Origin of the sequence: Microcystis sp. M049S2 (assembly GCF_020245625.1) — a bacterium.
GTDB lineage: Bacteria > Cyanobacteriota > Cyanobacteriia > Cyanobacteriales > Microcystaceae > Microcystis > Microcystis ichthyoblabe_A.
Window position 1 is genome coordinate 26,142 of sequence record NZ_JADBUN010000096.1, and the last position, 26,234, is coordinate 52,375.

The 26,234-nt window shown below is 44.7% G+C and carries 28 protein-coding genes, 1 tRNA gene and 1 pseudogene; 15 read left to right on the forward strand and 15 right to left on the reverse strand.

The window, feature by feature from the left end; genetic code table 11:
- Positions 1-63 precede the first annotated feature (63 nt).
- The gene (locus IM496_RS08375; protein ID WP_287661718.1) at positions 64-201 is read left to right on the forward strand and encodes a hypothetical protein; all 138 of its coding nucleotides are present in this window, start codon (positions 64-66) and stop codon (positions 199-201) included.
- Positions 202-263: 62 nt separating this feature from the next.
- Here IM496_RS08375 and IM496_RS08380 read toward each other — a convergent pair whose 3' ends face one another.
- The 5 genes from IM496_RS08380 to pirA all read right to left on the reverse strand — a co-directional run bounded on the left by IM496_RS08380 (position 264) and on the right by pirA (position 4,746).
- Complete coding sequence (locus IM496_RS08380; RefSeq protein WP_002734161.1) at positions 264-1,313, reverse strand: hypothetical protein; 1,050 nt, start codon at positions 1,311-1,313, stop codon at positions 264-266.
- Between the two features lie 129 nt (positions 1,314-1,442).
- Positions 1,443-3,503 carry a PP2C family protein-serine/threonine phosphatase gene (locus IM496_RS08385; protein WP_194018299.1) on the reverse strand — a complete coding sequence of 687 codons (2,061 nt, stop codon included), beginning with the start codon at positions 3,501-3,503 and terminating at the stop codon, positions 1,443-1,445.
- Positions 3,504-3,822: 319 nt separating this feature from the next.
- Complete coding sequence (locus tag IM496_RS08390) at positions 3,823-4,278, reverse strand: GNAT family N-acetyltransferase (RefSeq protein ID WP_194017817.1); 456 nt, start codon at positions 4,276-4,278, stop codon at positions 3,823-3,825.
- The gene (locus IM496_RS08395) at positions 4,271-4,435 is read right to left on the reverse strand and encodes a DUF8624 family small hydrophobic protein (protein WP_016516873.1); all 165 of its coding nucleotides are present in this window, start codon (positions 4,433-4,435) and stop codon (positions 4,271-4,273) included. The genes IM496_RS08390 and IM496_RS08395 overlap by 8 nt, the downstream gene beginning before the upstream one ends.
- A 149-nt stretch (positions 4,436-4,584) precedes the next feature.
- Complete coding sequence (gene pirA, locus IM496_RS08400) at positions 4,585-4,746, reverse strand: arginine synthesis PII-interacting regulator PirA (protein ID WP_002733724.1); 162 nt, start codon at positions 4,744-4,746, stop codon at positions 4,585-4,587.
- 134 nt (positions 4,747-4,880) lie between these two features.
- Here pirA and IM496_RS08405 point away from each other — a divergent pair, with 134 nt between their 5' ends.
- Entirely contained in the window at positions 4,881-5,678 is a 798-nt protein-coding gene (locus IM496_RS08405; protein WP_287661719.1) for an SAM hydrolase/SAM-dependent halogenase family protein, read from the forward strand.
- Positions 5,679-5,718: 40 nt separating this feature from the next.
- Here IM496_RS08405 and nadC read toward each other — a convergent pair whose 3' ends face one another.
- Together nadC and IM496_RS08415 are read right to left on the reverse strand one after the other, a co-directional pair.
- Positions 5,719-6,567, reverse strand: a complete 849-nt coding sequence (gene nadC / locus IM496_RS08410; RefSeq protein WP_287661720.1) for a carboxylating nicotinate-nucleotide diphosphorylase — start codon at positions 6,565-6,567, stop codon at positions 5,719-5,721.
- Between the two features lie 71 nt (positions 6,568-6,638).
- Positions 6,639-7,205 carry a Uma2 family endonuclease gene (locus IM496_RS08415; RefSeq protein WP_271953491.1) on the reverse strand — a complete coding sequence of 189 codons (567 nt, stop codon included), beginning with the start codon at positions 7,203-7,205 and terminating at the stop codon, positions 6,639-6,641.
- A 161-nt stretch (positions 7,206-7,366) separates the two neighbouring features.
- Between IM496_RS08415 and IM496_RS08420 the strand changes: the two genes are divergently transcribed.
- From IM496_RS08420 to IM496_RS08430, 3 genes are all read left to right on the forward strand, one after another.
- Positions 7,367-7,834: a CBS domain-containing protein gene (locus tag IM496_RS08420; protein ID WP_012265148.1), complete on the forward strand. Its 468-nt coding sequence runs from the start codon at positions 7,367-7,369 to the stop codon at positions 7,832-7,834.
- A 42-nt stretch (positions 7,835-7,876) separates the two neighbouring features.
- Positions 7,877-7,999: a hypothetical protein gene (locus tag IM496_RS22670; RefSeq protein ID WP_265578364.1), complete on the forward strand. Its 123-nt coding sequence runs from the start codon at positions 7,877-7,879 to the stop codon at positions 7,997-7,999.
- An 84-nt stretch (positions 8,000-8,083) separates the two neighbouring features.
- A complete protein-coding gene (locus tag IM496_RS08430) occupies positions 8,084-9,130 on the forward strand; it encodes a S66 peptidase family protein (RefSeq protein WP_287661721.1) in 1,047 nt (348 codons plus the stop codon).
- Positions 9,131-9,486: 356 nt separating this feature from the next.
- On the opposite strand, the gene IM496_RS08435 is transcribed toward IM496_RS08430, so the two are convergent.
- From IM496_RS08435 to pilM, 4 genes are all read right to left on the reverse strand, one after another.
- Positions 9,487-11,640, reverse strand: coding sequence for a secretin GspD/PilQ domain-containing protein (locus IM496_RS08435; RefSeq protein ID WP_287661722.1), 2,154 nt, complete (start codon positions 11,638-11,640; stop codon positions 9,487-9,489).
- 73 nt (positions 11,641-11,713) lie between these two features.
- Positions 11,714-12,487, reverse strand: a complete 774-nt coding sequence (locus tag IM496_RS08440; protein WP_287661723.1) for a pilus assembly protein — start codon at positions 12,485-12,487, stop codon at positions 11,714-11,716.
- Positions 12,484-13,254, reverse strand: coding sequence for a PilN domain-containing protein (locus IM496_RS08445; protein ID WP_194015939.1), 771 nt, complete (start codon positions 13,252-13,254; stop codon positions 12,484-12,486). Before IM496_RS08445 ends, IM496_RS08440 begins: the two co-directional genes overlap by 4 nt.
- A gap of 9 nt (positions 13,255-13,263) precedes the next feature.
- The gene (pilM, locus tag IM496_RS08450) at positions 13,264-14,385 is read right to left on the reverse strand and encodes a type IV pilus assembly protein PilM (RefSeq protein WP_194015937.1); all 1,122 of its coding nucleotides are present in this window, start codon (positions 14,383-14,385) and stop codon (positions 13,264-13,266) included.
- A 515-nt stretch (positions 14,386-14,900) separates the two neighbouring features.
- Here pilM and ilvC point away from each other — a divergent pair.
- Complete coding sequence (gene ilvC, locus IM496_RS08455; RefSeq protein ID WP_287661724.1) at positions 14,901-15,893, forward strand: ketol-acid reductoisomerase; 993 nt, start codon at positions 14,901-14,903, stop codon at positions 15,891-15,893.
- Between the two features lie 118 nt (positions 15,894-16,011).
- On the opposite strand, the gene IM496_RS08460 is transcribed toward ilvC, so the two are convergent.
- Both IM496_RS08460 and IM496_RS08465 read right to left on the reverse strand, forming a co-directional pair.
- Positions 16,012-16,800 carry an ECF transporter S component gene (locus IM496_RS08460; RefSeq protein ID WP_194015935.1) on the reverse strand — a complete coding sequence of 263 codons (789 nt, stop codon included), beginning with the start codon at positions 16,798-16,800 and terminating at the stop codon, positions 16,012-16,014.
- A gap of 58 nt (positions 16,801-16,858) precedes the next feature.
- On the reverse strand, positions 16,859-17,104 hold the full coding sequence (locus IM496_RS08465; protein ID WP_044034077.1) for a hypothetical protein: 246 nt from the start codon (positions 17,102-17,104) through the stop codon (positions 16,859-16,861).
- Between IM496_RS08465 and IM496_RS08470 the strand changes: the two genes are divergently transcribed.
- The 3 genes and pseudogenes from IM496_RS08470 to IM496_RS08480 form a co-directional block, all read left to right on the forward strand.
- Positions 17,103-17,387, forward strand: a complete 285-nt coding sequence (locus IM496_RS08470) for a hypothetical protein (RefSeq protein WP_104395732.1) — start codon at positions 17,103-17,105, stop codon at positions 17,385-17,387. The genes IM496_RS08465 and IM496_RS08470 overlap by 2 nt on opposite strands.
- 63 nt (positions 17,388-17,450) lie before the next feature.
- On the forward strand, positions 17,451-18,227 hold the full coding sequence (locus tag IM496_RS08475) for a M48 family metallopeptidase (RefSeq protein ID WP_194015933.1): 777 nt from the start codon (positions 17,451-17,453) through the stop codon (positions 18,225-18,227).
- A 204-nt stretch (positions 18,228-18,431) separates the two neighbouring features.
- Positions 18,432-18,737, forward strand: a pseudogene (locus IM496_RS08480) (RNA polymerase subunit sigma-70); the annotation flags it as partial.
- A 122-nt stretch (positions 18,738-18,859) separates the two neighbouring features.
- Here IM496_RS08480 and IM496_RS08485 read toward each other — a convergent pair.
- Positions 18,860-20,401, reverse strand: coding sequence for an NAD(P)H-quinone oxidoreductase subunit N (locus IM496_RS08485; protein ID WP_024969984.1), 1,542 nt, complete (start codon positions 20,399-20,401; stop codon positions 18,860-18,862).
- A gap of 509 nt (positions 20,402-20,910) precedes the next feature.
- On the opposite strand from IM496_RS08485, the gene pipX reads away from it, so the two are divergent.
- The 5 genes from pipX to IM496_RS08510 all read left to right on the forward strand — a co-directional run bounded on the left by pipX (position 20,911) and on the right by IM496_RS08510 (position 25,275).
- Positions 20,911-21,183 (forward strand): transcriptional coactivator PipX, encoded by a 273-nt coding sequence (gene pipX, locus IM496_RS08490; RefSeq protein ID WP_002733869.1) that lies wholly within the window; start codon positions 20,911-20,913, stop codon positions 21,181-21,183.
- A 3-nt stretch (positions 21,184-21,186) separates the two neighbouring features.
- Positions 21,187-21,846, forward strand: coding sequence for a YggS family pyridoxal phosphate-dependent enzyme (locus IM496_RS08495; RefSeq protein WP_194015931.1), 660 nt, complete (start codon positions 21,187-21,189; stop codon positions 21,844-21,846).
- Positions 21,847-22,165: 319 nt separating this feature from the next.
- Positions 22,166-22,738, forward strand: a complete 573-nt coding sequence (locus tag IM496_RS08500) for a cell division protein SepF (protein WP_104395746.1) — start codon at positions 22,166-22,168, stop codon at positions 22,736-22,738.
- A 125-nt stretch (positions 22,739-22,863) separates the two neighbouring features.
- A complete protein-coding gene (gene proC / locus IM496_RS08505) occupies positions 22,864-23,676 on the forward strand; it encodes a pyrroline-5-carboxylate reductase (protein ID WP_194015929.1) in 813 nt (270 codons plus the stop codon).
- A 78-nt stretch (positions 23,677-23,754) separates the two neighbouring features.
- Entirely contained in the window at positions 23,755-25,275 is a 1,521-nt protein-coding gene (locus IM496_RS08510; protein WP_194015927.1) for an ArnT family glycosyltransferase, read from the forward strand.
- 246 nt (positions 25,276-25,521) lie between these two features.
- Here the strand turns inward: IM496_RS08510 and IM496_RS08515 are convergent, their stop codons facing one another.
- The gene (locus IM496_RS08515; protein WP_194018340.1) at positions 25,522-26,058 is read right to left on the reverse strand and encodes a metal-binding protein; all 537 of its coding nucleotides are present in this window, start codon (positions 26,056-26,058) and stop codon (positions 25,522-25,524) included.
- A gap of 81 nt (positions 26,059-26,139) precedes the next feature.
- On the opposite strand from IM496_RS08515, the gene IM496_RS08520 reads away from it, so the two are divergent.
- Positions 26,140-26,211: transfer RNA gene (locus tag IM496_RS08520), tRNA-Val, on the forward strand.
- The last annotated feature ends 23 nt before the right edge of the window (positions 26,212-26,234 follow it).

The following is a 26,234-nucleotide window of genomic DNA, read 5'->3' on the forward strand; positions in this document are numbered from 1 at the left end:
AGTTTTCATAAAATTTGAGGATATTCAGAGATTATAGCAGCAAGCCGTTGGGGAAATGGGGAAATGGGGAAATGGGGAAATGGGGAAGTGGGGAAGTGGGGAAGTGGGGAAGTGGGGAAGTGGGGAAGTGGGGAAATGGGGAAATGGGGAAATGGGGAAATGGGGAAATGGGGAAATGGGGAATTTCAGCTAAAACCCTAAAACCCTAACACCCTAACACCCTAACACCCTAACACCCCAACACCCAACCACCAACAAAGCATCTAACTTCCCCCATCGCTGATAATGCGTAAACGTACCGTTTTTTGCCCACCCTCATCCAGTTCTACTTCGATCACTTCACTGGTTAAACTTTCCAAACAGGTTAACATCGATCGCAGATGGGGATTACTTGCTCCCGTATCCACATAGAGGCGATCGGACAAACTACCCAAACGTTTCCAAGTAGTATAAAGTTTAGCCACAGCCTGCTCTAATTGTGTGGCTTGTTTAACCAGATCCGCCGCCGTATTTAGACAATCGACGCGCAACGCTTCTTCTAGAGCCATTTCGATATCTAAATTACCCCGTCGGAGAGTTTGTACTTGGGCCGCCGCGTCGAGATATTTAGCTAAACTGCGTGCTTCCGAGGTGATTAATTTTACCGTATCTACATCGGGATTAGCGGCGATTTCTTGACGGAGAGTGTCGATATGAGTATCGGGTAACTTTTCTAATTCTTTCACTAGGGGAGCGAGATGACGCGCCGGTAAACTACCATCGCTGGCTTTTTCTTTCACTTCATCGGGTAGTAAATCTGAACTCATCGCTGTCCATTCATCGGCCAATTGTTTCACCTCCCGACGAGTAATTCTCTCCCCTTGTCGGGCTGCATCACTGACTAATTTTTGAATTTCGGGGGCGGATTTGGCCGTTTCTACGAAGGCGCGTTTACTAAAATTATTGATACTATCGGGATCCAGTTGTCCTTCCGCTAGGAGAGTATCGGCACTATTAGCCAATTGAATCAGAGCATAAGCTTGACTTTTAGTGATTTCTCGCTGTTTTAACCAGTTTAAAAAGCCCGTACCGCGACTATCACCGCCTTGCTTCTCCCGGTCGCGAATAGCTCGCAAAATTCGCCCCCGCCAGATTTCTGTTTGCAAATCAAAGCGATCGCAAACTTTCCAAAAAGAATCCAGTTGCTGCTGAAAGTCATGATCTTGGATAGTTTCATCTTCGGGATCCGGCAGTTGAAAGTTAAACTCTAGAGGCGTTTCAAAGGCATCAATGATCGCGGAGGTGTCGGAGGAGAACGTCGCAGCATCAACCATAGGATAGACTCGGCAGTTAATCAGGCATTTTATCTTAACTCGCTCTGGCAACCCCCGACAAGTCGATTAATCTTCAGCCACATATAGGGAAGTGGGGAAGTGGGGAAGTGGGGAAGTGGGAATTATGAATTAGGGATTGGGGGGACTCGGACTGGTGACAGGTGCGGGAGGTGTCGTCACCGGACTCGGACTGGTGACAGTTGCGGAAGGTGTCGTCCCGGTCGTGGGACTCGGACTGGTGACAGGTGCGGAAGGTGTCATCACTGGACTAGGATCGTTGACAGGTGCGGGAGAAATTGATGGATTGGAAGCGGGATGACGACCCAAGAATTGCCAAGCGATCGCAGCCAGCAAACCGAGAACACCGACGGCGATCGCTGCCACGACTAGGGGTGAAACGGTAGTGGGTGGGGGGGAAGAGGTAGGACTAGGAACCGAAGAAGACGCGGGGGGGGGAGTGGGTATTGCCGTTACCACTTCTTCCCCGGGGTCGGTGTCCCCGTTGTGATCAAAATCTTGGTCATTAAGATGGGGAATAATTCGTTCTTTGGCCTCAGCATAAATTAAAGGCCTGACAGTTTCAGCCGCAGGAACTACCCGACAATAAACTAGGGCGATGGTGGAGTTATCGTGACCGTTTTTCTGGTTAGCTAGTTGTAATAAACTTTCCCCCACGGCCGTCACGGTTTTCTCTCCTCGCAAAAGAGGCAGAATTTCACTGTCCCAGTATTGTTCTACCCGATCATAATCACTTAAACCATCGGAACAGAGGAGAAAAACACAATCTTGATCAACAATCAACCTCTGAACAGTGGGATGGAGATTAGTGGCACTACCCATGCCCAAAGCTTGCACCAAAGCCCCGGCGTTGGGATACTGTATGGCATCACGATAGAGGAGATAGCCTAATTTCACTTCCCGAGAAGCGAGATCATCATCTACCGTCACTTGATGACAACCCTGGGGGGTAATCCAATAGATACGGGAATCCCCCACATGAGCTGCGTACATTTCCTCAGCATGGCCAAAAGCCATAACTAGAGTCGTACCCATGCGCCGGCGGTCTTGTCTTGACTCCTGATCGTTGCGTTGACTGATCAGATCATTGGTGACACGAATCGCCTGTTCGAGGACAAGACTGTAACTATCGGGATAAAATTCAGTATCACTGGTGGGACTGGGATTAATTTCCCTAGGCAGGGTTTCGATCGCCAATTGAGCAGCGATTTCGCCCCCTTCCTGACCGCCGATACCATCACAGACAATCGCCAGGGGCTTGCCCTGAGCTTTGTCGAAGGGATTTTGACCATTAGTCAGGGTGATGGCCTGATTAGCCGGGGGATAACAGGCATCCTCGTTATGTTCCCGCAGCGGACCGGTATCGGTGCAGGTGAAAATCTCATAGCTGCGTTCTTGACCCGCACCGTAGTGCTGTAGTGCATAATCGAGAATAGCGATCAGGGATTCTGGGCGATCGAGATCACCGGATTCTAGCTCTTGGGTCAGGGATGCGAGAAAATCTTGAATATTAGCGGCTGCCGTCGGGATCAGACCAGCCCAGAAAGCCCCTAAATTTCGTAAATTGGGAGCGGTAGCCTCGTCTTTGCTTAATTCTAACAATTGCAGCAGCTGATTATTCACTCTCGTCAGAAAAGGGTTAAGCAGACTGGAAACCACAGCTTTTTTCTGGAGGGGATGCCAGAGTTTGGCCATTTGCCATAACCAGTGAATTTGTCTTAAATCGGAAGCTTGCGACCAAACCTCGTCCAGAGTGGGCAATAGTTCTGGATAAATTAATTCTCCCGTTTCATCGAGGGGAATAGTGCCGTATTCTAACAGCCAGATGTCCATATTTAAGCGTTCGTCGGGACTGGGAATATAGCCATAGACTTGGGGAATATGAAGATGGAATGGTAACAATTTTAGGTAGAGGGAGAGCCAGCTAGGAGGTTCTTCTGGCGATTGGGGTGCTTGAGCGGGTTGAGTATCAAGAACAATTTGTGGTTGTTTGACCAAATAACGATGATCAATTAGCTCGCCAACACGATAATAGCTTCTCACCCAATCACCCATCATCCATAAATAGCGCTTAACTAAAGGAGTACCGCATTTTTCACAGAATCTATTAGTGAGAGCGTTCGGGGATAGACAGGTTAGGTTTTGACATTGGAGGGTTATCACGGAATCCATGAAAACTGCTGACTCCTAAAGCGCGGTTAGTATAGGTTAATAAAATAGCGTGTTTTTACCCACGATGACTGCCAGTATATTGCAGTGTTTCCCAAATTTTACCCTTTGTCGCTCGATCGGAAATAATTAATGCTGACAGTGCCATCTCTATAGGTATGTCTGGGGTTGGGGAAGTGGGAATTATAAATTATAAATTATGAATTGGGGAGGTGGGGAAGTGGGGAAGTGGGGAAGTGGGGAAGTGGGGAAATTGAACTAAAACCCCAAAACCCTATCACCCCAAAACCCTATCACCCTATCTCCTGTCTCCTGACAGTTTTTAAATATTTTTCAACATCAGCAAAGAGCGAGTTTGAAAGCCGAGATTTTGGTAGAGATTGAGAGCATTGTCGTTATTGATGAAGACTTGTAAACCGACGCGGGTTTGTCCGCGACTTTTTGCCCAATCCTTAGCTCGATCGATTAGTGCGGTGGCGATACCTTGGCGACGATGCTGGGGATCGACGTAAATTAGAAAAATATGACCATAGCGATCGCCTGTCACCTGATCGACGGCACTCCCCATCCAGAGACAAGCGATCGCCGTTTGTTGTCCTTCGACGATCCACAGGGGAGTATCGAGGCAAAAAAACTGTCTGACTGTATCAGCTAGATGGCAGAGGTTTTTTTGTTCGGGAAAAAATTCTTCATAGGTGCGCGTGAGAAAATTAATGAGTAGATAGCGATCGCCCATTTTTCCCAGTCGCAGCTGATAATCTTTGGGAAGGTTAGCCATGCCAAGGATAAGAGAAAATTATGCCCAGGGATGGCTCGATCGGAGCGGGTGCCGCTAAATCTGCCGGCAAAAAAATCCGGATGCCAGTGGCAACCAGAGCAACTAAAAACACTAAGATAGTCAGGAACGGGGCGATATATTGCCGGAAAAAAGCCATAATTATTTGATCTCTAAACTGCTGTTTCTTCTATTTTAGGGATTGCCAGTTAGGATATCAGCAATTAAAAAAAATTCGCCCAAAAAAAGTGATCGGCATACCGATCACTACAAACCGACAACTAGACTATGACTAAACACCGATTAAATCTAACGAAGGTGCAAATAGGCCGCCTCTGCTTCTAATTGACGCACTAGAGCCTCATTTCCCTGCGCTCTAGCTACTTCCAGTCGGTGTTGCAAATTTCTGCGAAGTGTTTCTCTATGAGCGACGGTGGCCTGTGTTAGGACTTGCTGACGATTTTTGTTCATGATGGACAGACTTTTGAGCGACTTAACTTACCTTATATCTAAATCATAACATTCTCCTTGGTAAACTGTATCTTTAGCTACTGAATTTCCCATTAAGATTTATTAAAGCCGTTGGCCACCCTAGGAACCAGTCAATGACGGAAAAGACACTGATAACCCTTACTAGCGATTTTGGACTACGAGACGGTTATGTGGGCATTATCAAGGGAGTAATCGCAGGAATTGCCCCCCATGCTCGCACGATCGATCTGAATCATCAAATTTCGCCCCAAGACCTTTACTCTGGTCGTTTTGTCCTCCTGAATGCCTATCAATATTTTCCCCAAGGCACTATTCATCTGGCAGTTATAGATCCAGGGGTAGGAAGCAAAAGACGCGGGGTAGGGATTCGTTTTGCCGGTGGTTATTTAGTTGGTCCAGATAATGGTTTATTTAGTGGCATTTTAAGTCAATCTACCGCTATATCTGCCGTTAATCTCAATAATTCTTCCTATTGGCGCACTCCTAACCCTAGCACTACTTTTCACGGTCGTGATATTTTTGCTCCTGTGGCCGCTTATTTGTCCCGGGGAGTACCCCTAGAAATGTTAGGTGAGATTATTGATCCCGATAGCTTGCAACAATTAGCGATCGCTGTTCCGCAAATCGAGGAAGATAAAATTAGGGGTCAAATTCAATATATTGACATTTTCGGCAATTTAATCAGTAATATTCCCGATTATCTCCTAGAGGGAAAAAATTGGTCAGTGCAGTTGGGTCCAAAAATTATCCCCACAAAAAACACCTACAGTGATGTTCCTTCGGGGGAAATAGTCGCTTTTATCGGTAGTCACGGGGGGTTAGAAGTTGCCGTCAATAGTGGCAGCGCCCAAAAGCAATTACACCTAAATATTGGCGATGCGATCGAGGTTAGAATAGATAGGAGTCAGTGATCAAAACTGATAACTGATAACTGATAACTGATAGAGCCTTTTAATCAATTCTCATACTAATATCTAACCAAGTAGAACGGGTAATTGGGGCGCTAGTGGAAATATAATCTACTCCTGTTTCGGCAACGTTGCGAATGCGATCGAGGGTAATATTTCCCGATGCTTCTATTTTGGTTTTACTATTAAAATTGCGGATCATCTCCACAGCAGTTTGCATCATCTCTAAATCCATATTATCTAACATAATGATCTCTACCTGCTGCTGTAGGGCCTGATTCACTTCTTCTAATTGGCTAGTTTCTACCTCAATTGTGAGAGGATAGGGCATATTTTGCCGTACACGACGCACTGCTTCCTCGATGCTGCCGGCTGCTTGAATGTGATTATCTTTAATCATAATTGCATCATCTAACCCCAAACGATGGTTAATAGCGCCACCGATACCGGAGGCATATTTTTCTAAAATTCGCAATCCGGGGGTAGTTTTGCGAGTATCCACCAATCTTGTCGATAAATCGGCAATTTTCTCCACATATTTGCGAGTTTCACTAGCAATCCCACTCAAGCGCATGGCAAGATTTAAAGCGACTCTTTCCCCGATTAACAGCGCATCGAAGGAACCCTCTATCTCGGCAATAACTTTAGACTTAGGGCAGAATTCCCCCTCGGCAACGGTGGGGGTAAAGTGAATAGTGGGGTTAAGTAGTTGAAAAACTCGTTCAGCTACGGGTAAACCGGCAATAACTCCCGCTTCCTTGGCAATCCAACTAGCTTGACCGATTTTAGCATGACCGAAGAAAATTGCTTGGGTGGTGCGATCGCCTCTACCGAGATCTTCTCGTAACCAGTTTTCTAACAAGGGATCAAGAACTAATAGGGGCGGTAACATAGAATTTATCGAAACAATCGGGACGTATTTATTTTAAGTTTAGGAATATTTGACCTTTTTGTAAACTTTTTTTAATCGAAACTTATCCCTTCATAGATTAACTCGATCGCACAGTGAAAATCGAGACTAGATAGAATAATTTCTTCCCCTTGACTATAAGCGCAGTAAAACCAAATTTTATCTTCACCGCGACGATAAACCTCAACACTGATCGATTCAGGATCGACTAAAACGTATTCTTGTAAACTAGGAATCTGACGATAATATTGTAACTTTTTAGTGCGATCATAGTTTCCTGTGCTAGGGGAAAGCACTTCAATAATTACTTGTGGGTGTTGAATAAAATTACGAGATTCTCTATCCCTAAAATCGCAACTAATCACCAAATCGGGATAAAAATAACGACTATTATTAGCTTGTACTTTCGCATCAGATACATTGACTCGACAGCCTCGCGGACGGAGATGAGAATATAAAGTTCTGTAAAAATTTAGGGTAATATCATTATGAGGCAGACTACCCCCAGTCATGGCGATAATTTCCCCATCAATATATTCATGGCGACATTCCTGTGTAGCTTCCCATTCTAGATACTCTTCCGGGGTCATTCTTTCTGGGTATTGAGGTTGAGCGATCATTTTTCTTTTTCCTTGTCAACTAACTAAATTAATATCCCATTTCCTTTTTATGTTATACCATTTTCTCAGCCGAAGATTGAAGAATAGTTATAATTAAGCGGTGACTGATTACCCTAATGATAAGATGGAGAGAGAAAGCATTATTGTCGCAGGTCGCTAAGATGACGAAAACAGTTGCCGATATCATGACTCCCAATCCCATCACCGTCACCGCTAACACTTCTCTGTCCGAAGCAGTGAAGATTTTGGCCGAAAAGCGGTTTAGCGGTTTACCCGTGGTGGATGACAATATGCGACTGATTGGGGTTATCTCCGAAACTGACCTTATGTGGCAGGAAACGGGAGTAGAAGCTCCTCCTTACATTATGCTCCTCGACAGCGTCATCTATCTACAAAATCCTAGCCGTCACGAGAAATTACTCCATAAAGCTCTCGGTCAAACCGTGGGGGAAGTAATGACCGATAAACCTATTAGTATCACGGCTGATCGCCCTTTGAAAGAAGCGGCCTCGTTAATGTATGATCGTCATGTGCGTCGTTTACCGGTGATTGAGGAAGAAACCCACAAAGTAATCGGTATTATCACTCGCGGCGATATCATTCGCGATATGGCAAAATCGGAAGCATAATGGCTTTTCTAGGGCAACAATTAACTAAAAGATCTTGAACAAATGAATCAATCTCAAGAAACGGTTACTTATTCCCTAGAAACTATCTTGATGCGGATTGAGGGAAAAATCGATTTAGCTGGGGCAATTGTGAAAACTTTTTTTCCCTCGATCCCCCCTTATTAAGGGTCATATCTGACAATTTTTAACACCTATCTACTTAATCCCTAAATTCTTATTTCCCTGGCAATTTCTCTAAAAACTATCAGGATGAAGCGCCGTCAATTTCTCACTACTACTGCCCTAACTGCTGTTAGTTTTTCTCTAATTCCTAGAAAAGTTGTTAGTAATAATTTTCCTCTAATTAAACCGCCACATCTACAACTGGGGGATGGAGTGGGTATTATTAGTCCGGCGGGGGCAACTTTTAAAGAAGATGATTTGAATATAGTCATTGAGGCTGTTAAAGCTTTAAAATTAGTCCCAAAAGTTGGTCAACACGCTTTAAATCGTTATGGTTATTTAGCTGGTAAAGATAGGGAGCGAGCATCGGATATAAATCGATTTTTTGCCGATGATAATATTGCCCTAATTTTACCAATTCGCGGCGGTTGGGGCAGCGCTCGTTTATTACCTTATCTTGACTATGATTTAATTCGTCGTCATCCTAAAATCATCTGTGGTTTTAGTGATATAACTTCTTTATTATTGGCTATTTATGCCAAAACTGGTTTAGTTACTTTCCATGCTCCCAATGGCTTTTCTAGTTGGCGCACTGCTCAAACTGAAAGCTTTCGACAAGTTTTATTTTCTGGGGAAAAGTTAACTTTTAGAAATCTTCCCGATCCCGATGATGCTAATCGTTTAATGCAGGTAAAAAATCGCATTCAAACTATTACTAAAGGTCAAGCCAAAGGTAAATTAATCGGCGGTAATTTAACCACTTTAGCATCAATAGTTGGTTCTCCCTATCTACCAGATTTTACCGGAGCCATCCTATTTTTAGAAGATATTGGTGAAGATATTTATGAAATTGATCGACTGTTAAATCAATTAAAATTAGCGGGAATTTTCGATAATTTAGCTGGATTTATCTTCGGTCAATGTAGCAATTGTAGTGCCAATAGTGACTATGGTTCCTTGACGTTAGAAGAAGTGATCAGAGAATATATCCAACCCTTAAAAATTCCCGCTTGTTTAGGTTTAATGATCGGACATTTGGAAATTATTGAAACTATTCCCATTGGTATTGCAGTAGAATTTGATGCTAATCGGGGAACAATTACCATGTTAGAATCGGCGGTTAGTAAACCCTAAAAGCTGATTACTGATTACCGATAACTGAAAAAGCTAATTAGGGGCTGCTGAATAAATCTAAAAACCTTGTTGGATAAGGCTTTTAAACTTTTTTTTCCTCAAAAAGTGCCGACCATTGGAGGGATCGGGGGTAAAATTCCTGGACTTTTTCCCTGAACATTATACCATTTCTCTAAATGAAAACTACACATCGAATTTAAGTCACCCTTTTTAAGGGGGATTTAGGGGGATTAAACTTCTGTAGTCAGACTTTGGAGAATTGGTATTAGGTAACTGACTACCTCAAAATCGGTAAAACCCCACACCCCACACCCCACACCCTGCCCGCACGAAAAACTTTTTGCCGCAAACCCTAATTACTGTCGCGGTTGTACGGGGAAACCTTGACGCTGAAGCATTTCCGCCGCATCTTGGCCCGGTTGATAGTTGATACCGAGGGTAGAAGTGGCCGAATCTTCGATGATTTTGGGAGTGAGGAGAATAATCACCTCACTGCGACTATTACTATTGTTACGACTGCGGAATAAAGCCCCTAAAATGGGAATATCGCCTAAAATCGGCACTTTTGTCTCAGAACTTTGTTGTGTTTCTTGGATAATCCCGGAAAGAATTAAACTCTGTCCATCCCGGAGGCGAACTAAACCAGAAGTTAATTCCCGACGAATCAGAGGAGTTAGGGTGTTACCAGAGTTGACACCACCACTGTTAAATTCGATTGGCGGACCGGGAGAAGCAACGGTAGGGCTAACAGAGAGGGAAATAAAGCCGTTATCATCCACCTGATCGACGTTTACCGCTAAAGTTAAGCCCGCATCAGCCAACACAGGAGTGATAGTCCGCACCCCACTGAGCGGATCTACTTCCGTCTGCACACTTTCTAGCACTTTCTGAGTTAGCTTAACGGTGGCCTGTTGACCTTCCTGCACCACCAGGGAGGGATCGGTGAGAATCTTGGCATTTCCTGTCTGAATTGACGCTTGCAGGGTCATCAGGAATTTTTGGGGATATTGGAATAGGCCGGGTAAAGCATATTGTAAATCCCCCGGAATAATAGCAATAACGTTGCCATCCGCATCTCGAACAATTTCTTGCCTTCCAGGAGTGGCCGATACACCTGGTTGAAAGGGGTTATTAAAAGTACCAAAATTAGGACGAGCATAGGGATTGGTCGGAATAGCAGTTAATTCACCAGTTATAGGATCAAAAAAATCTGTGTTCGATTGTCTGATGTTGCTAAAAGGGGCGTTTTGGGGGTCAAAGAAGGGTTGTAGGGTAGGTGTTCCCTGCCCAGAGAAAAGGTTATTAATCGGCACAATTGGTTGTGCAAAAGCCCCTTGTCTGCCGACAGTCTGACTACTGGGTGGGTTGATATTGCCAAAGTTCACCACTGCCGCTCCGTTATCTTGAACAAAGAAACCATCGTTAAAACCAAAGGAAAAACTACTGCTAAAACGGTCTGTATTGAGCAGGTTGACATCGATAACTTTGACGTTAACCACCACCTGACGGCGACGAGCATCCAGTTGGGTTAATAAAGAGGTGGCGATCTGGACTTGCCGCGCTTCGCCGATTAAATTGATAGAATTAAGGCGATCATCGGCGGCAATTCTTAAACCGGTTAAAAGTAGGGCAGCTTTTGAGCCTTCTGTCTGTTGGGGTGTTAGTGCTTCTAGGGTGGGAGGAATATCCCGGCGACCGATGACTCGTCCGGTGAGGGGATCGACGATATCCTCGGTTTGGGTAACTAAACGCTGGTATTCTGCCCCTTGGGTGGCAAGGAAAGTGGCGGCGGCGATAGCTTTAACTTGATTGAGACGCAGGGTGCGGCTAATCAAATTACGAGCGCCTTGGGGTAATTGCGCCCCGACAAAGATGGTTTTACCCTGACGGTTGGCCTGGAGTCCAGAAATTAACAAGACGGCGTTAAAAATGTTTTCCACCGATTCGTCAGTAAATTCCAAGGAAACTGTCTGAGTGGTGGCGTTAGCTTCCCCCTGGGCGCTGGTGAAAACGACGTTATAACCGGCAATGTTAGCAAGGGTCATTAAAACTTCTCTAGCAGGAGCTTCCCGCAGTAAAATGCGAGGTACGGTGATATTACGCTCGAATTTGACTTTTTCGGCACTAGCATCGATATTAGAGATGGCAATATCTCCCACCGGTGGGGCGACGGCCCGGGGTAGGGTGGGGGCGCCGGGGGCTTGAGGTATGCCTTGAATGATAATTTCGGGGTTGGGAACCATGGGCGCACTTTGGGCGAGCAGTTTTTCACTGGCTAAAATGCGATCGCTGATTTCCTCTTCTACGGCCGCGGTTGAAGGGACAAGCTGATTTGGCGATTTTTGTAAAGTTTCTTTACTAAGCCCTTGCGAAAATTCAATTTTTGATGTACCTGATTTTAACTCTGAACCATGGAAGGAAATGTGGGTTTCGGCCAAGACGCTCAGGGGAGCCATCAATAAAAACGAGGCAATTGGCGGGATAAATAGGACATAGCGGGACGGATTCACTTTAACTTCACTCCTCAACAATTACGCGATTCAACGGACAAAAAACGCAATACTCACACCAGATTGAAGACTATTATTGGGACGGACTAGCGGGGGGTTGACCCTCGGCGGGGGGTGGTGGTGCTAATTTTGCCAATTCTTCAGCACTGAGAGGAATAATCACATCGAGGAGAAAGGTGGTAGTCACGGGTTTATCGCCTTGGGGAACGATAGTGGCTTTATTTTTGCTGGTACTAATCACTTTAATCGTCGATCCTTGCTTTTCCATTTGGGTATTGAGACTGTTCAGCAAAATGAGCGGCTGTAATCTTTCTAAATCCCGAATAACCTCTTGAGTTTTAGCATAGTTCCCTTCCATCTTGACGTTAAAAGTTTGACGTTTGAGCTTATTATTAACCTCACTACCGAGGGAACCATCGGAGACCACCACCGGTTCTAATCCTTGGGGTTGAAAACTAACCAGCTTAACATCGCGAGACTTAAAGATATTACTAACATCTAAGAGAATAGTGCTTAAGTCCCTTTCTTTAGCAAAAAGCGAGAGAATTTTCTGTTTAATAGCTTTTTTTTGTTGTAACTGACTCTGGATTTTTTGGAATTCTGAAAATTCGAGACGGCTTTTTTGTTGATCTAGCAGTTGTTTTTTGTTGGCTGCATCGGTTTGCAGTTGCTGCAAGGTATTATAAGCGGGCATCACCCAGTTAAAAAGCAGATAGAGGGAGCCAAATAAACCTAGCATAGCGGCAGCGATGCCACTATTACGGGGAGTAAAAGTTATCCCGAAAGCGATAGGATACTCCTCAAATTCCTCTAATTTCAGCTTCTCAAATTCTTCGTTAAAAGTCATGGTTGAATGGCTCCTTGACGTTTGAGAGTATTAATCCTAGTGATAACTCCGATCGCTCCATTCTGGGCAAGATTGGGCAGTTGTTCAGTAGCGGGAGTATCACTTAATTGGGCGGTGATCACAAATTGAACCACTTGGGGGAAAGTAATATTAATATTTTTGTACTGATTGTCCACCTCTACGGGTAAATCGGCCAGGGCAGCACTTTCGATCGCCGTTTTCTTCCCCTCTAAAAAAGGAGAAGCTTGCAGGGTTAAGAGATAATCATTGACTGCTTCGTAATTACTGGCAAAACCACTGATTTTTAAGCGAGTAGCCGGATTGGGTTGCCCTTGATTGGGGTTCGCGGGAACCTCCACCTGTTGCACACTATTTAACTGCACAGTAGGAGGAGTTTGTTGGCGAATTTCTTGGAGAATGGCTGACCAAGGCCTAATCTGATTGAATACACCCACCAGAGCTTTATTTTCTGCTTCTACCGCTTTTAGTTCCCCTCTGATGTCTTCTAGTTTTTTACTTTCGACTTGTACTTGACCTAATTCCCCGTCCAGTTGCTGAATTTTGGCCTGAGTTGCGCCAGTTTTCCAACCGACGGTTACACCGAGTAATCCCGTCAGTGCCAATAATCCGGCCCCCACTCCCCCACCGATGAACAGGGGTACTTGTTTACTCAGGTTAATAACGGTGGAAATCTCGAAGTTAGAGGTTGTTTGGACTGTTCGGTTAAGATGGCGATCTTTGAGAAAATTAACGTCAAGACTGTACATAATTTTTGTCTATACCTCCCGCAATCCTAAACCGAGAACTGTTCCTAATCCCGGTCTTTGGGTATTAGGAATCTCTTGATTGATATCTAAGTTCAGGGCTGCGATCGGATCGATGGGCATGGTAGGGATGCTAAGACGTTGAGTAAAATATTCATCTAGTTGTGCTAAACCGCCCCCGGGACCGGCTAAAAGTAACTGGACAATTTCCATTTCCAGTTCATCACTTTGGTTAAGATAGAAATTAATTGATCGCCGCAATTCATCGGTTAATTCCCCTAAAACCCGCATCAGTGCCGCAATCCCGGCGGTGGTAAAGGTTCTGGAAGCACTAGTATTGGTGCCAAGACTATCAAAGGCAGTAGTCGGGATTGTCATCCCCAAAAGAATCTCAGGACTGCGCGAACTGGGCAAATTCATCGCCCTAGAAATGGCATTTTGTAACTGGAAAGTGCCGATGGGGACAGTGCGGGAAAATTGGGGAACGCCTTCCACCACGATGGCAATTTCCGTGTTATCAAATTCTATATCGACAATAACGGTAGCTTCATTGGAACTAAACTGTCGCAACTGATCGCGAATCGTCCGAATTAGGGCAAAACTATTAATTTCTAGCACATCTACCTGTAATCCTGCCCGTTGCAGGGTTTCTATATAAGCATCGGTGATCTCCCGACGAGTAGCTACCAGCAAAACCTGCACCTTTTCGATGCCGTCTTCATCCTGAAAGTAGCCTAGTTTTTGGTAGTCGATATCCACTTCCTCCCGCGGATAGGGAAGGTATAAATTAGCTTCATGATTTAAGACCAGATCGCGCAATTCCTCCTCGTCCAATTCCGAGGGAATAGGGATAATCCGGATAATTGACTCGCGCATGGGGACAGCAGTAGCGACTCGTTTTCTAGTAATTTTATTTTCCTTGAGGACTTCTTGGATTAATTCCGCTAAAGCGACGGGATCGACGATTTTTCCCTCCTCAAAGATGCCTTCTGGGATATCCGACGAACAATATTTAACTAATTTATAATTTTGTTTCTGTTTGGCGATCTGAGCCACGTTAAGGCGCTCTGGGGTAATCTCTAACCCAATACCTTGAGTTTTTTTTGTCAATAGCTTCTTAAAAAAACTTACCATACATTTTCTGGGGCAGCTCTAAGGGAATTGGTGATCAACAAAGCCAATAATCTTGATCTTTTCACCTGATTTTATCTAGTATCGCTCAAGGCAGTAAATCAGTCTATAAACGATCCTAACTGGGTAAATTACCCAGAACAGGTGAAAATCGAGGGGGAGAGAAGCTATTTCTGCACTAATATTAACCTGATTATCTGTGTTCAGAGCGAGGTTAATCTTGACTGGGTGAGGGGAGAGGAAGCACCTATTGATGATGATATTGTAATCAATTTTGCTGAAAGAACCAAGTCCAAGCTAAAAATTGGCCATTACCCCCCCCTTTTTTTTCTGCTCCACTAGATCAAGTCAGCTTTCCCTAGTTAGAGTACCCAAATAGATCCAGAAAAATTCAAATTTTATCGACACTATTTTTTCTTGACTCCTAGAAATAGGCAATCAAAGGCTTCTGACGGGCGTGATTTTCGCGTATAATTAGGAGTTTGCACAGTGACAAAAGAAGTTAAGGAGCGAGTTCGATGGCACGAATGTACTATGATGAGGATGCCAATTTAGATTTATTAGCGGGAAAAACGATCGCTATTATTGGTTATGGTTCCCAGGGTCATGCCCACGCATTAAATCTCAAGGATAGCGGCGTTAATGTGATTGTTGGTCTATATCCCGGCAGTAAATCGGCAATCAAAGCCAAAGAAGCCGGTATTCCGGTTTATGATGTGGCCGAAGCCGCTAAAATTGCCGACTGGATCATGATCCTCTTACCGGATGAAGTGCAGAAAACGATTTATCTCAACGAAATTGCCCCGAATTTAAGCGAAGGCAAGGTGTTATCTTTTGCCCACGGCTTTAATATTCATTTCGGCCAAGTGGTTCCCCCAGATAATGTCGATGTGGTGATGGTCGCCCCCAAAGGACCGGGCCATCTCGTCCGTCGCACCTACGAACAAGGTCAAGGAGTCCCCTGTTTATTCGCCGTCTATCAAGATGCTACCGGCCAAGCACGCGAGCGGGCGATGGCCTACGCTAAAGGTATCGGTGGCACTCGGGCCGGGGTTTTGGAAACCACTTTCCGCGAGGAGACAGAAACCGACCTTTTTGGCGAACAAGCAGTATTATGCGGCGGTTTAAGCGCTTTAATTAAAGCTGGCTTTGAAACCCTCGTGGAAGCTGGTTATCAACCCGAATTAGCCTATTTTGAGTGTTTACACGAGGTAAAACTGATCGTCGATCTGATCGTCGAGGGCGGTTTGGCCAAAATGCGCGATAGTATTTCCAATACAGCCGAGTACGGTGACTACACTCGCGGTCCGCGGGTGGTGACGGAAGCGACTAAGGCCGAAATGCGGAAAATCCTCCGGGAAATTCAATCGGGACAATTCGCCAGAGAGTTTGTCCTCGAAAATCAAGCTGGTAAACCGGGTTTCACCGCTATGCGTCGTCAAGAAGCAGAACATTCGATCGAAGAAGTCGGTCAGGATCTGCGGGCGATGATGAGTTGGCTAAAACGCTAGTTCGCTTTTTTTTCGCTGTCGGGTTGGACGCAACGCAGGAATTCTTCCCGTTGAGTCCGCCCCTACACCCCACACCTCACACCCTGTCCCCAGGAAAAACTTTTTCAGCAGCTCCTACCTAGTAGATCGCCTCTCGTGATTTGACCAAACCGATCGCCCGTAAACCGGCAATGACACCACAACCGATCACCATACCGACGAAGGAACGAATCAGATTTTCTACAGGAATGATCGGAATTAAAGCGATCCAGACTTCTTCGGGCCAGTTAAAAATCGAGTAGGTAATGGCCACGGCCCCTAAATGGGAGAGGCCGCTGGCGGTCCAGGTACCCCCAAAAATTCCCGCCGCTACTAAGGCCAAATTGCTACCCTTAATCCAATGGGTAAAAAGAGTCCGGGTTGGTAGGATAAATAATACCAAGGCCGACCAATCGACGAAAGCCCCGGCGATAAAGACTCGTGGCGAAATGCCGTTCAGTCCGATCGCCCGGTTAGCGTAGATAAACAGGGGAATCAGAAAAATTAACGTCAATCCTAACCACCAATAACGGCGTTTTTTGCCTAAAACCATCGTTCCCGCCGCAAAACTAGACAAAATCGCCCCAAAGACCGAAATAGCGGGAATTCCTGCCGTGTAGGGGGCAAGGAAAGCCCCAATTAAGGACCCAATGCCACTAGCGATCGCCCCAGCGATCGGGCCGAGTAACCAACCCAAGAGGGGAAAAACCGCTTGACTGAGGGGCATACTACCGCCGGAAGCGAGGACAATGGAGAAGGGAATAAAAGAAAGGGTAGTGACAATGGCCGCTAAGACGACAATATAGGCGATCGGCGCACCATCAATAGCGGCACTACTGACAGCTTCCACTTTGCGTTCTTCCCCTTCGGGGATAATATCTAGGGTCATAGATGAAAGGGTAATTCTAACTTTTCTATCATCCTCTGGTTTTATCCGCTTCGGGCAGTTATTGACCAACGTTATAGCAGCGGATTTGAGCAAGCGGAAAGGAGGCGGTCGGCGCATCCCCACCAGTGTACGCTTCTGTGGGGACTTCCTCTGCCATATTTTCCTTGGCCAAGAATCTTAATGATATTTTAAGATTTTTTAAAAAACTGTCCTTGGCCGAGATGAACGTATATTCTATAGGGGAGCGAGTATAAGTTATTATTCCCGTTCGATCGCCCCCAATTCTCTGGAGATCAGCACCCATGCTTACTTTGCTCCGTTCTCTGCTATTTTCCACCCTATTAAGTTTTGTTGCTCCCGTCCTCTTGGTGGGTTCAATTTTAACTGCTTTATTGGCCACCAGTCACGTCCCCGGCTTTACTTGGGTTTGTCAGGCGGGTTTTAGCCAAATCCTGCAATTTTTAACCATTTTCGGTGACGGTTATCCCCTACAAGGAATGTTAACCATCGCTGTTACTTTTGCTTTTGTTGGCAGTTTATTCGATTTATTTAACTTCTACGTCTATCAAACCAATCGGGGACAGTAACAGACAAAGGGTGATAGGCACTGTCTAGAATGGGAATGAGGTTTTTATGGGATCGAATCGTCTATGCGCCCTATTTTCTACCGTTTTTGGCTATTAACAATAATTTCTCTGCTGCTGAGCCTGAGTATCGGGATTATCAATCCCCAAACCAGTTTCGCGCTCTCGTGGATGGATTTACTTTTTCGGGGTGTGCAAGTTATTCAACTCTCCACTATTTCTCCTCAGCAGGAAGTCGCCATCGGTAGGCAGATTAATCAAGGTTTATTAGAATCAGGTAAGGTGAAACTGTCCAAAGATGCCAGAATTAACCAATATGTCCAGGAAATCGGGCAGCGATTAGCCACAACTAGCGATCGCCCTGACCTTCCCTACACTTTTCAAGTGGTGCGCGACAATAGCATTAACGCCTTCGCAACTATGGGTGGATTTGTCTATTTACACACGGGATTGATTAAAACTACTGATAATGAGGCAGAATTAGCCAGCGTCATTGCCCATGAAATCGGCCATATCGTCGGTCGTCATTCTATCACCCAATTACGCAATACTGCCCTCGCCCAAGGACTTCTCAGTGCGGCGGGATTAGAGACAAAAACTTGGGTACAATTGGGGGTTAATCTCGCCTACAGTTTGCCAAACAGTCGCAAGGATGAATTAGAAGCGGACCGACTGGGTTTAAAAAATTTGGCCAAGGCTGGTTATGAACCCACGGCGATGATCTCCTTTATGCAAAAATTAGCACAACAGGGGGGTTCTACCCCGACAATTCTCAGCACCCATCCAGCTACAAATGATCGCATTGTAGCACTGCAAAAACAGCTTAATTCGGTTAATAACTAGGGTTTGCTGAATAAAATCTAAAAACCTTGTTGGATAAGGTTTTTAGACTTTTTTTCCCTCAAAAAGTACCGACCATTGCAGTGATTGGGGGGGAAATTCAGGTACTTTTTCCCTGAAAATTAGGTAATTGACCCCGGCGGTTCGACGGGCTCACCGTCCACTCGACTGAGCTCGCCGAACGTCCTCAAAATCGGTAAAACCCTACAATATCAGGCTAAACTAAATTATCAGATCGAAGACTACTTTAACGAAGGAATTCTTGATTTTGAGGCTATCTTAGCTGACTTTAAGCCTTTATTCTCCACTCGCTTCGATAATTTTGCCACTCAGAGGATTAAGTATCGCTTAATTGATCGCATCCGTCAGATTAGTCAAGCATTCGGCCATAATACTTGGAGCCTACTACTTAATTCTACTGGAGCGCGTCTCACCCAAGCTCTCCAGGCGAGGGGATTAGTGGGGGAAACTCTCGAAAATTACCTTTTAGCTTGGGATTACTATAAAGAAATTTAGGCGTTGTCAAATTGAAAGATGCTCCGAATCAGCTGGGAACTGAAATTACTCTGATAGCAAGGATTGCATGGCATCTTTCCTCTTCTGATCTGACAACGCCGATAAATCAACAGGGATTCTCAATTCGCTCGGGAAATGTGCGTCACCAGGGCCGCCGATTGTAGGATGGGGGTAGTGGTGACGGAATCCGTCGCTAGGGTAAAGAGAGGATTGGAAAGGATACCGGCCAGGGAAGTGGCCACTAGGGAGAGGACAATACCCACCTGTAGGGGACGCATCCCGGTAAGGGTCCAATTGATAACGGGGTAATTTTTCACCGCATCGGACATCTCTTGGGGTTCCTTGACCACCATCATTTTGACCACACGGATATAGTAGTAAATCGAGGCCACACTGGTGACTAAACCAACGAGGACGAGAGCATAAAGTCCCGCTTGCCAACCGGCCCAGAATAGATAAATCTTACCAAAGAAGCCCGCTAGAGGCGGAATTCCCCCCAAAGACAGCAGACAAATGCTTAAACAGAGGGTTAGGAGCGGATCTTTCTGGTAGAGTCCCGAATACTCAGCGATCTGATCGGTTCCGGTTCTCAGAGCAAAGAGAATCACGCAGGCAAAAGCCCCTAGGTTCATGAACAGGTAAATTAACAGATAGAAAATCATGCTAGAGTAACCCGCGTCAGTACCGGCGGTTAAACCAATCATGACAAAACCCGCCTGACCGATCGAGGAATAGGCTAACATCCGTTTCATGCTAGTTTGGGCCAAGGCGACCACGTTGCCGAGGATCATACTCAAAATTGCTAGAGCGATAAAGATAAACCGCCATTGTTCGCTGACTAGACCGAAAACCGTCACTAATAGGCGAATTGCTAGGGCAAAACCGGCCGCTTTGGAACCTACCGAGAGGAAAGCCACCACGGGAGTGGGTGAACCTTCGTACACATCAGGAGTCCACTGGTGAAAGGGAACCGCCGAAATTTTGAAGGCGATACCGGCAATTACAAACACTAATGCGATCGCTAAGGCCAGGGACTGACCACCGTTAACAGCGGTTAATTTTTGGGCAATGGCACTTAAACTGGTTTCACCTCCGGATAAACCGTAGAGAAGGGAAACACCATAGAGGAAAATCGCCGAGCTAGAAGCTCCAATTAACAGGTATTTTAAAGCGGCCTCGTTCGATCGAGGATCCCGCTTCATGTAACCGGTCATTAGATAGGAGGAAATACTGAGCATTTCTAGGGAGATGAAGATCATCACCAATTCACTAGCACCGGATAGGAACATTCCCCCGATAGTCGCGGTGAGCATAATGGCCAAGAATTCCGCTAGGGAGGTTCCCGCTTGTTCCACATAACGCACAGACATCAGCACTGTGGAGGCGGTAGAAAGAGCAATAATCCCCCTAAAGACGATACTGAGATTATCGCCCTCAAAAGCCCCTAAAAAGGCCACCGGTTTCGGATTGTCCCAGGTAAAATAGAGAGCAACCACAGCAGCGAGCAGACCAGCGATCGCAACGTAGGGCAGCCAACTTCTGGCACTTCGTCCCACGATTAAATCGCCGATTAAAATCACCATCAGGGTAATAATCAGGATTCCTTCGGGCCAGATAACGCCGGCGTTTAGCTGACTGGCAACAAGACTAGAAAAATCCATATTGATTGAGGTTAAAGGAATTTGAAGTTAAAAAAGGCTTAATACAAGCTTAGGGCATTTGATCAGTGATTCAGTGATCAGTTATCAGTGATCACTGATCAGGTGTGAGTTTTCAGGGTACCGATCGCCGCTATCGAGTCAAAATATCTAAAAAAACCAGATAAATTTGATATAATCTTAGCTTTTATGGGCATTATATTTGTCTATTGTCTTTTTTATCCTCCTGTCTCTGATTCTCCTCTGCAAAGGGAAAATCTTTGATTTTTGCAGCAGAGCTAATTTCTGATGGTGACAAGTTGTCACCGAAATGTATCCACGTTAACAGGGAAAAAGTGAAAACTCAGGAAATCATGACATAGACTGGCATCGTTAGTTGTCATTGAAGGATTCTGGTAAAATCAGGCTAGGGGAAACACCCGAAAAATCAATTGTTTTTGAGCCATCCGCTTGATTTTGTTGTGGAAAAACTTTCTAGTTTGCTCAATCCTTTTCCTTTAGCGATCGCTTGAATGAGTAACGAAACCTATCTCAATCATCCTACTTTCGGTCTATTATACAGAGTGTGTCTATTAGAAGAACATCGGGAATTATTTACCACTCTTTATGCCCAACGTCTTTTTTTTCTGGTGACGGTGGGACCCAAAAAAGTCTCGTTCGATCCGATTAGTCGTTCCGATGCTCGTCTTTTAGTGGAAAACCGGCTACGGAATTTGCGACGGGGCAGTAATGTGCAAGAATTTAACAGTCTCAACCAAACTTATCAACAAACCTTTTCAGTCTAGTTCATGACGATCGCTAGTCGTATCGAGTCCATCCGTCTTACCCTACCCCCCTGCACGCGCCTGATTGCCGTCAGTAAACAGGTATCTAGCGATTATATCCGTCAAGCTTACCGAGCAGGAGTGAGAGATTTTGCCGAAAGTAAGCTACAGGAAGCAATCTCGAAGCAGCAAGAACTAAAAGACCTGCCAGATATTTCTTGGCACTTTATCGGGCATCTACAGGCAAATAAAGCCCGCAAAGTCCTAGAATCTTTTGATTTAATCCATTCCCTCGATAGTTTAAAATTAGCCCAAAGACTCGATCGCCTAGCCGGGGAATTAGAGATTAATCCCCAAGTTTTGCTACAGGTGAAAGTTGTCCCCGATCCCGATAAGTTCGGTTGGGACAAGGCCGAATTGTTAGCAGATATTCCCGCTTTAGTCAACTGTCAACAGCTAAAAATTCAGGGTTTGATGACAATTCTGCCCCAGGGATTATCGGCTGGGGAAAAGTTAGCCGCCTTTGAAAAAACCAGCGATTTAGCCCAAATCATCGAGAATAGCTCTAGTTTATGCCTGCCCCATCTATCCATGGGGATGTCTAACGATTATCCTCTGGCCGTCAAGGCTGGAGCCACTTTGATCCGGGTGGGAACCGGCATCTTTGGCGAGCGCATTTACTGAACCATCTCCGTAAATTTACAGAAAAAACCCCTAGAAAATTTAATAATTGGTGACAATATATCTTAGAATTACAGCGTCTAGTCTAGAAACTGGTGGTTAGAAATGAGGAATTGACTTTTTCCCAATCCCTGAAAACTATCCCCTGATAACTGATAACTGAAAAGAGGGAACTAACCGCTGCCCCCAGACGACTAAAATGACGAACCCTTAACAAAATAGTTCCCCTGTACCAAATGAGAGCAACAATTGTTAAAGGTCAATAAATAACCCCGACTCTAGACAAGACCACCCAAAAAAATCTTTTGAAGGACATTAGACTGTGAACAACATTTTTACCAAGCTCAAAGATTTTGTCGGTATCTCCGAACAACCGGAAGACGAAGACGAAACCGACTACGAAGAAATGAACTGGGAAAAGTCTTCCCCGCAAGATAGGGATCAAAACGAAGAAGAAGAACCCCTTAATCGTCGTCAACGCGAACCTTTAAATCTCAATACAGCCACATCTATGGGACTCAACAGAAGCAACGTGATCGGTATGCCAGGTATTAACAACAATAATGCAGAAGTGGTCGTGATCGAGCCCCATTCCTTCGAGGAAATGCCCCAAGTTATCCAAACCCTGAGAGAACGCAAATCGGTGGTTTTAAACCTCAACGTCATGGATCCCGAAGAGGCACAAAGAGCCGTGGATTTTGTCGCTGGTGGCACTTACGCAATTGATGGTCATCAAGAACGCATCGGTGAGAGTATTTTCCTGTTTACCCCCAGCTGCGTTAAAGTTAGCACCCTTTCCGGAACTATTCACGATATCACCGATAACCCGAAAATGGCTCGTCCCGTTTCCTCCGCACCTGCTTGGGGAGCCGAAAGCAGTCGATTAGCTCAATGAATCCTTCCATAGTCCTCTCGTCAGGTTTGTCGAAGCTAGAAATCGATCGATTTATCGAGAGGATTCGCTTTTTTCTAGGTAAGACCGCTTAATCTCTCTTTTGACTTTTTACTTTAAAAAATACTGTGTCTATTCGTTTAGGAATTATTGGCGGTGGAGTGATGGCCGAGGCCATTCTCAGCCGTTTATTAAAAAAAAATATTTATAGTCCCGAAACGGTGTTAGTCAGTGAACCCCAATCCCAACGGCGTAACTTTTGGGTTAACACCTACGGAGTGCAAGTCAGTGAGGATAACCGGGAAGCCGCTAGAGCAACTGAGGTGTTAATCTTAGCGATAAAACCGCAAATTTTAGAGCAAGTAGTGAATAGTTTGCTGGGAATACCCGAAAAACCCTTGATTATCTCGATTTTAGCAGGAGTTACCCTCAATCGCTTAGAAATGGGCTTTCCCGATCGCCCCGTGATCCGGACGATGCCCAATACCCCGGCCACGGTGGGACAAGGGGTTACAGCGATGGCAGCCGGTCGTCATGCGGAACCGGAACATCTGGCCGTAGCTAGAGATATTTTTGCTGCGGTCGGTTCGGTGGTGGAAGTTCCCGAGGCTTTGATGGACGCAGTAACGGGATTATCGGGATCGGGCCCGGCATTTGTGGCCTTGATGGTGGAAGCTTTAAGCGATGGTGGTGTGGCGGCTGGATTACCGCGATCAATCGCATCTCAATTGGCTATAGAAACAGTTTTAGGGACGGCAACCCTATTAAAAGAATCGGCTATACACCCTGGTGAATTAAAGGATCGCGTCACTAGCCCCGGGGGAACGACGATTGCCGGGGTGAGACAATTAGAAAAAGGCTCTTTTCGATCGACAATTATCGAGGCAGTAGTGGCGGCCTATCATAGATCTAAAGATTTAGGGCGTAGTTCTGAAAAGTAATCTTGGTATCTTTTTTAACCCATAACTGGTGTCTCAATCTGTGATAAGATACGCAGCAATTCTTGTCCAGAAAAAGTTATGAATAAGAAATCTTATCGTTTTGATTTAATGGCATTAATTGCCATTGCTGTTTTTTTCCTAGGGATCGTTTTCTGGAAAGTCCCGCTTCATTATCCCTATATCCTTAATTTTGATGAAGCGGTGGCCATGGTACTTGCCTACGTCACTAAACAAGGTTATCATCTCTACGAACAAGTTTGGCACGATCATTTATCGGGTTTATCTCTTTTACTAAATGGTTGGTTAAGCGTGACAGGATTTACTATCCATGCGGCGCGCCTTATGGTGCTTTCTTTGTCCACAATTATGTTAGGAATTTTTTATTTAATTCTGAGAGTTAATTGCGGAATATTGGCCTCTTGTTTATCAGTATTCATTCTCTCAACCTCTCCAGTGTATATTAACCTGTCAACGACAATGTTGCGGGAATTACCCTCACTTTTTTTTACAATCTTAAGTATTTTTATTATCTTTAAAGCCCTTCAATTCACGGGTAAGCTTAAGTATGGGCTGTATTTACTCAGCGCCATTGCTTTCGTTTTTTCCCTGCAAATTAAACTTGCAGGCATTACTATTATCCCAACTGTAGCTTTAATTATTTTTCTTAATCAACAGAATAGTTTTATTAAAAGAATCATTGATATTGTTATTTGGTCAGTCGCTGTCGTTTTAGTCTTTGTCTTGGGTTCCCTGACTATTTTTCCTTTTTCCTACGCAAATGTTATTAAATCTCATGTTAGTGTTGCCGCTAGTTTCGCTCAAGAAAATCTCACCTTATGGACTCTCTTGCAAAGCGCCCTAAACTACGAACCAATTTATCTGATCGTCACAGTAATCGCTATTATAGCGATGGTTTTTACTCGCAATATAATACCACTTTTACCGCCGTTGGTCTGGTTAGGTTCTAATCTATTTAGATTTGCCACAGTTGCCCCAATTTGGACTCATTATTATGTCCACTTAATTTTTCCTGCCGTTTGGATAATTGCCTTATTTGTCGAACAGTTAAAAATTAGTGATAGTCTCGGGGAATTTAGGCAAAATCGCAAAATAACCCAGGAATTAGTTCTCAAAATGCTGATTTTTATCCCCCTGTCTGGTCAATTTATCTTTAATACCTTGAGAATAATCACCAATCGTGATCCCTCAATTAATGCCTATGTTCAATTTAATAAAAGGTATCAACCTCTTTTAGCAGAAGCTGTGTTTGAAAAATTTAAAAACTCCGATAAACTTCTGTTAACCGATAATCCTCACTACATATATCAATATTTCTTGAAAACACCCCCAGAAACTGCTGTCATCACCAGAAAGAGATTTATCAATCAGAATCTTGATGGTAATTTTATCCTAGAAGTCATCGAAAAAAGACAGCCCGATTTGGTTTTTCTCTATCGATTTGAAAAGGAATTTCTGCAATCACCAAAACTCAAGGATTATTTAGAGAAAAATTATATCCAGTTTCCCGATCAGCAAGAAAAAGGAACTCTCTTTATCAGTCCGAAAACTTGGCAAGAATATCAAAGTAAGGCTAATTAGGGCTTGCTGAATAAATCTAAAAACCTTGTTGGGTAAGACTTTTAGACTTTTTGTCAATCAAAAAGTACCAGCTCTGGGAGTGATCGGCGGGAAAATTCAGGTACTTTTTGCCTGAAAATTAGGTAATTGACCAGATGAAAATCGCTAAAACCCTACACCCTACACCCCACACCCCACACCCCACACCCTGCCCCCACGAACAACTTTTTGCCGCAAACCCTAATTAGAAATTGTGGACGGGGACTATTAACGTTTTTTCTTTTTTACCGGTTTTTGAGCCACTTTTCGAGAACGTTTGTAGGCCGATCCGATCCAATCACTACAACTATGACTCATCGCCCCTAATTCTAAACCCAGGAAAATAGCGATCGCTACCCGGGGATACTGTTGCCATAATGCGATCGCTTGCTGCGGCCACAGTCGCCAATCCCAGTCTATACCCCAGAAACTTTGCAGGATCGGAATGATGACGATCGCCGCTAGTAAAAGAAAACTACCGAAGTAAAATAACCGAAAAATTGTGCCGATCAATAAACCGTGGGATAACCAACCGCGATGACGGATCATAGAACGATAGGGTAGCCACAACCAGCGCAGATAACCCCAACGTTTGTATTGTACCGAGTGGATGTCAAGATCTGGCCCAAACAGGAATCCGCTAAACAAATAACTGGCCAAGAGTAATAGGGTTAATTTACCACTGCCACTGACCAAAAAACTCGCCCCCGCAATCGGTAGCAGCAAAATTAGGGTAATGCGATCGTGAGTTCGACCAGAGGGCATCGGAAAAAAATTAACTCGCTCAAAAAAATAATATACTTTTTTGAAAATATATGTTATGCTAAGAAAGTACGAAATTAATTCGGGCGTTTAGCTCAGTGGTAGAGCGCCTGCCTTACAAGCAGGATGCCGTAAGTTCGACCCTTACAACGCCCATTTTATTAGATTCTTGCCTAGTC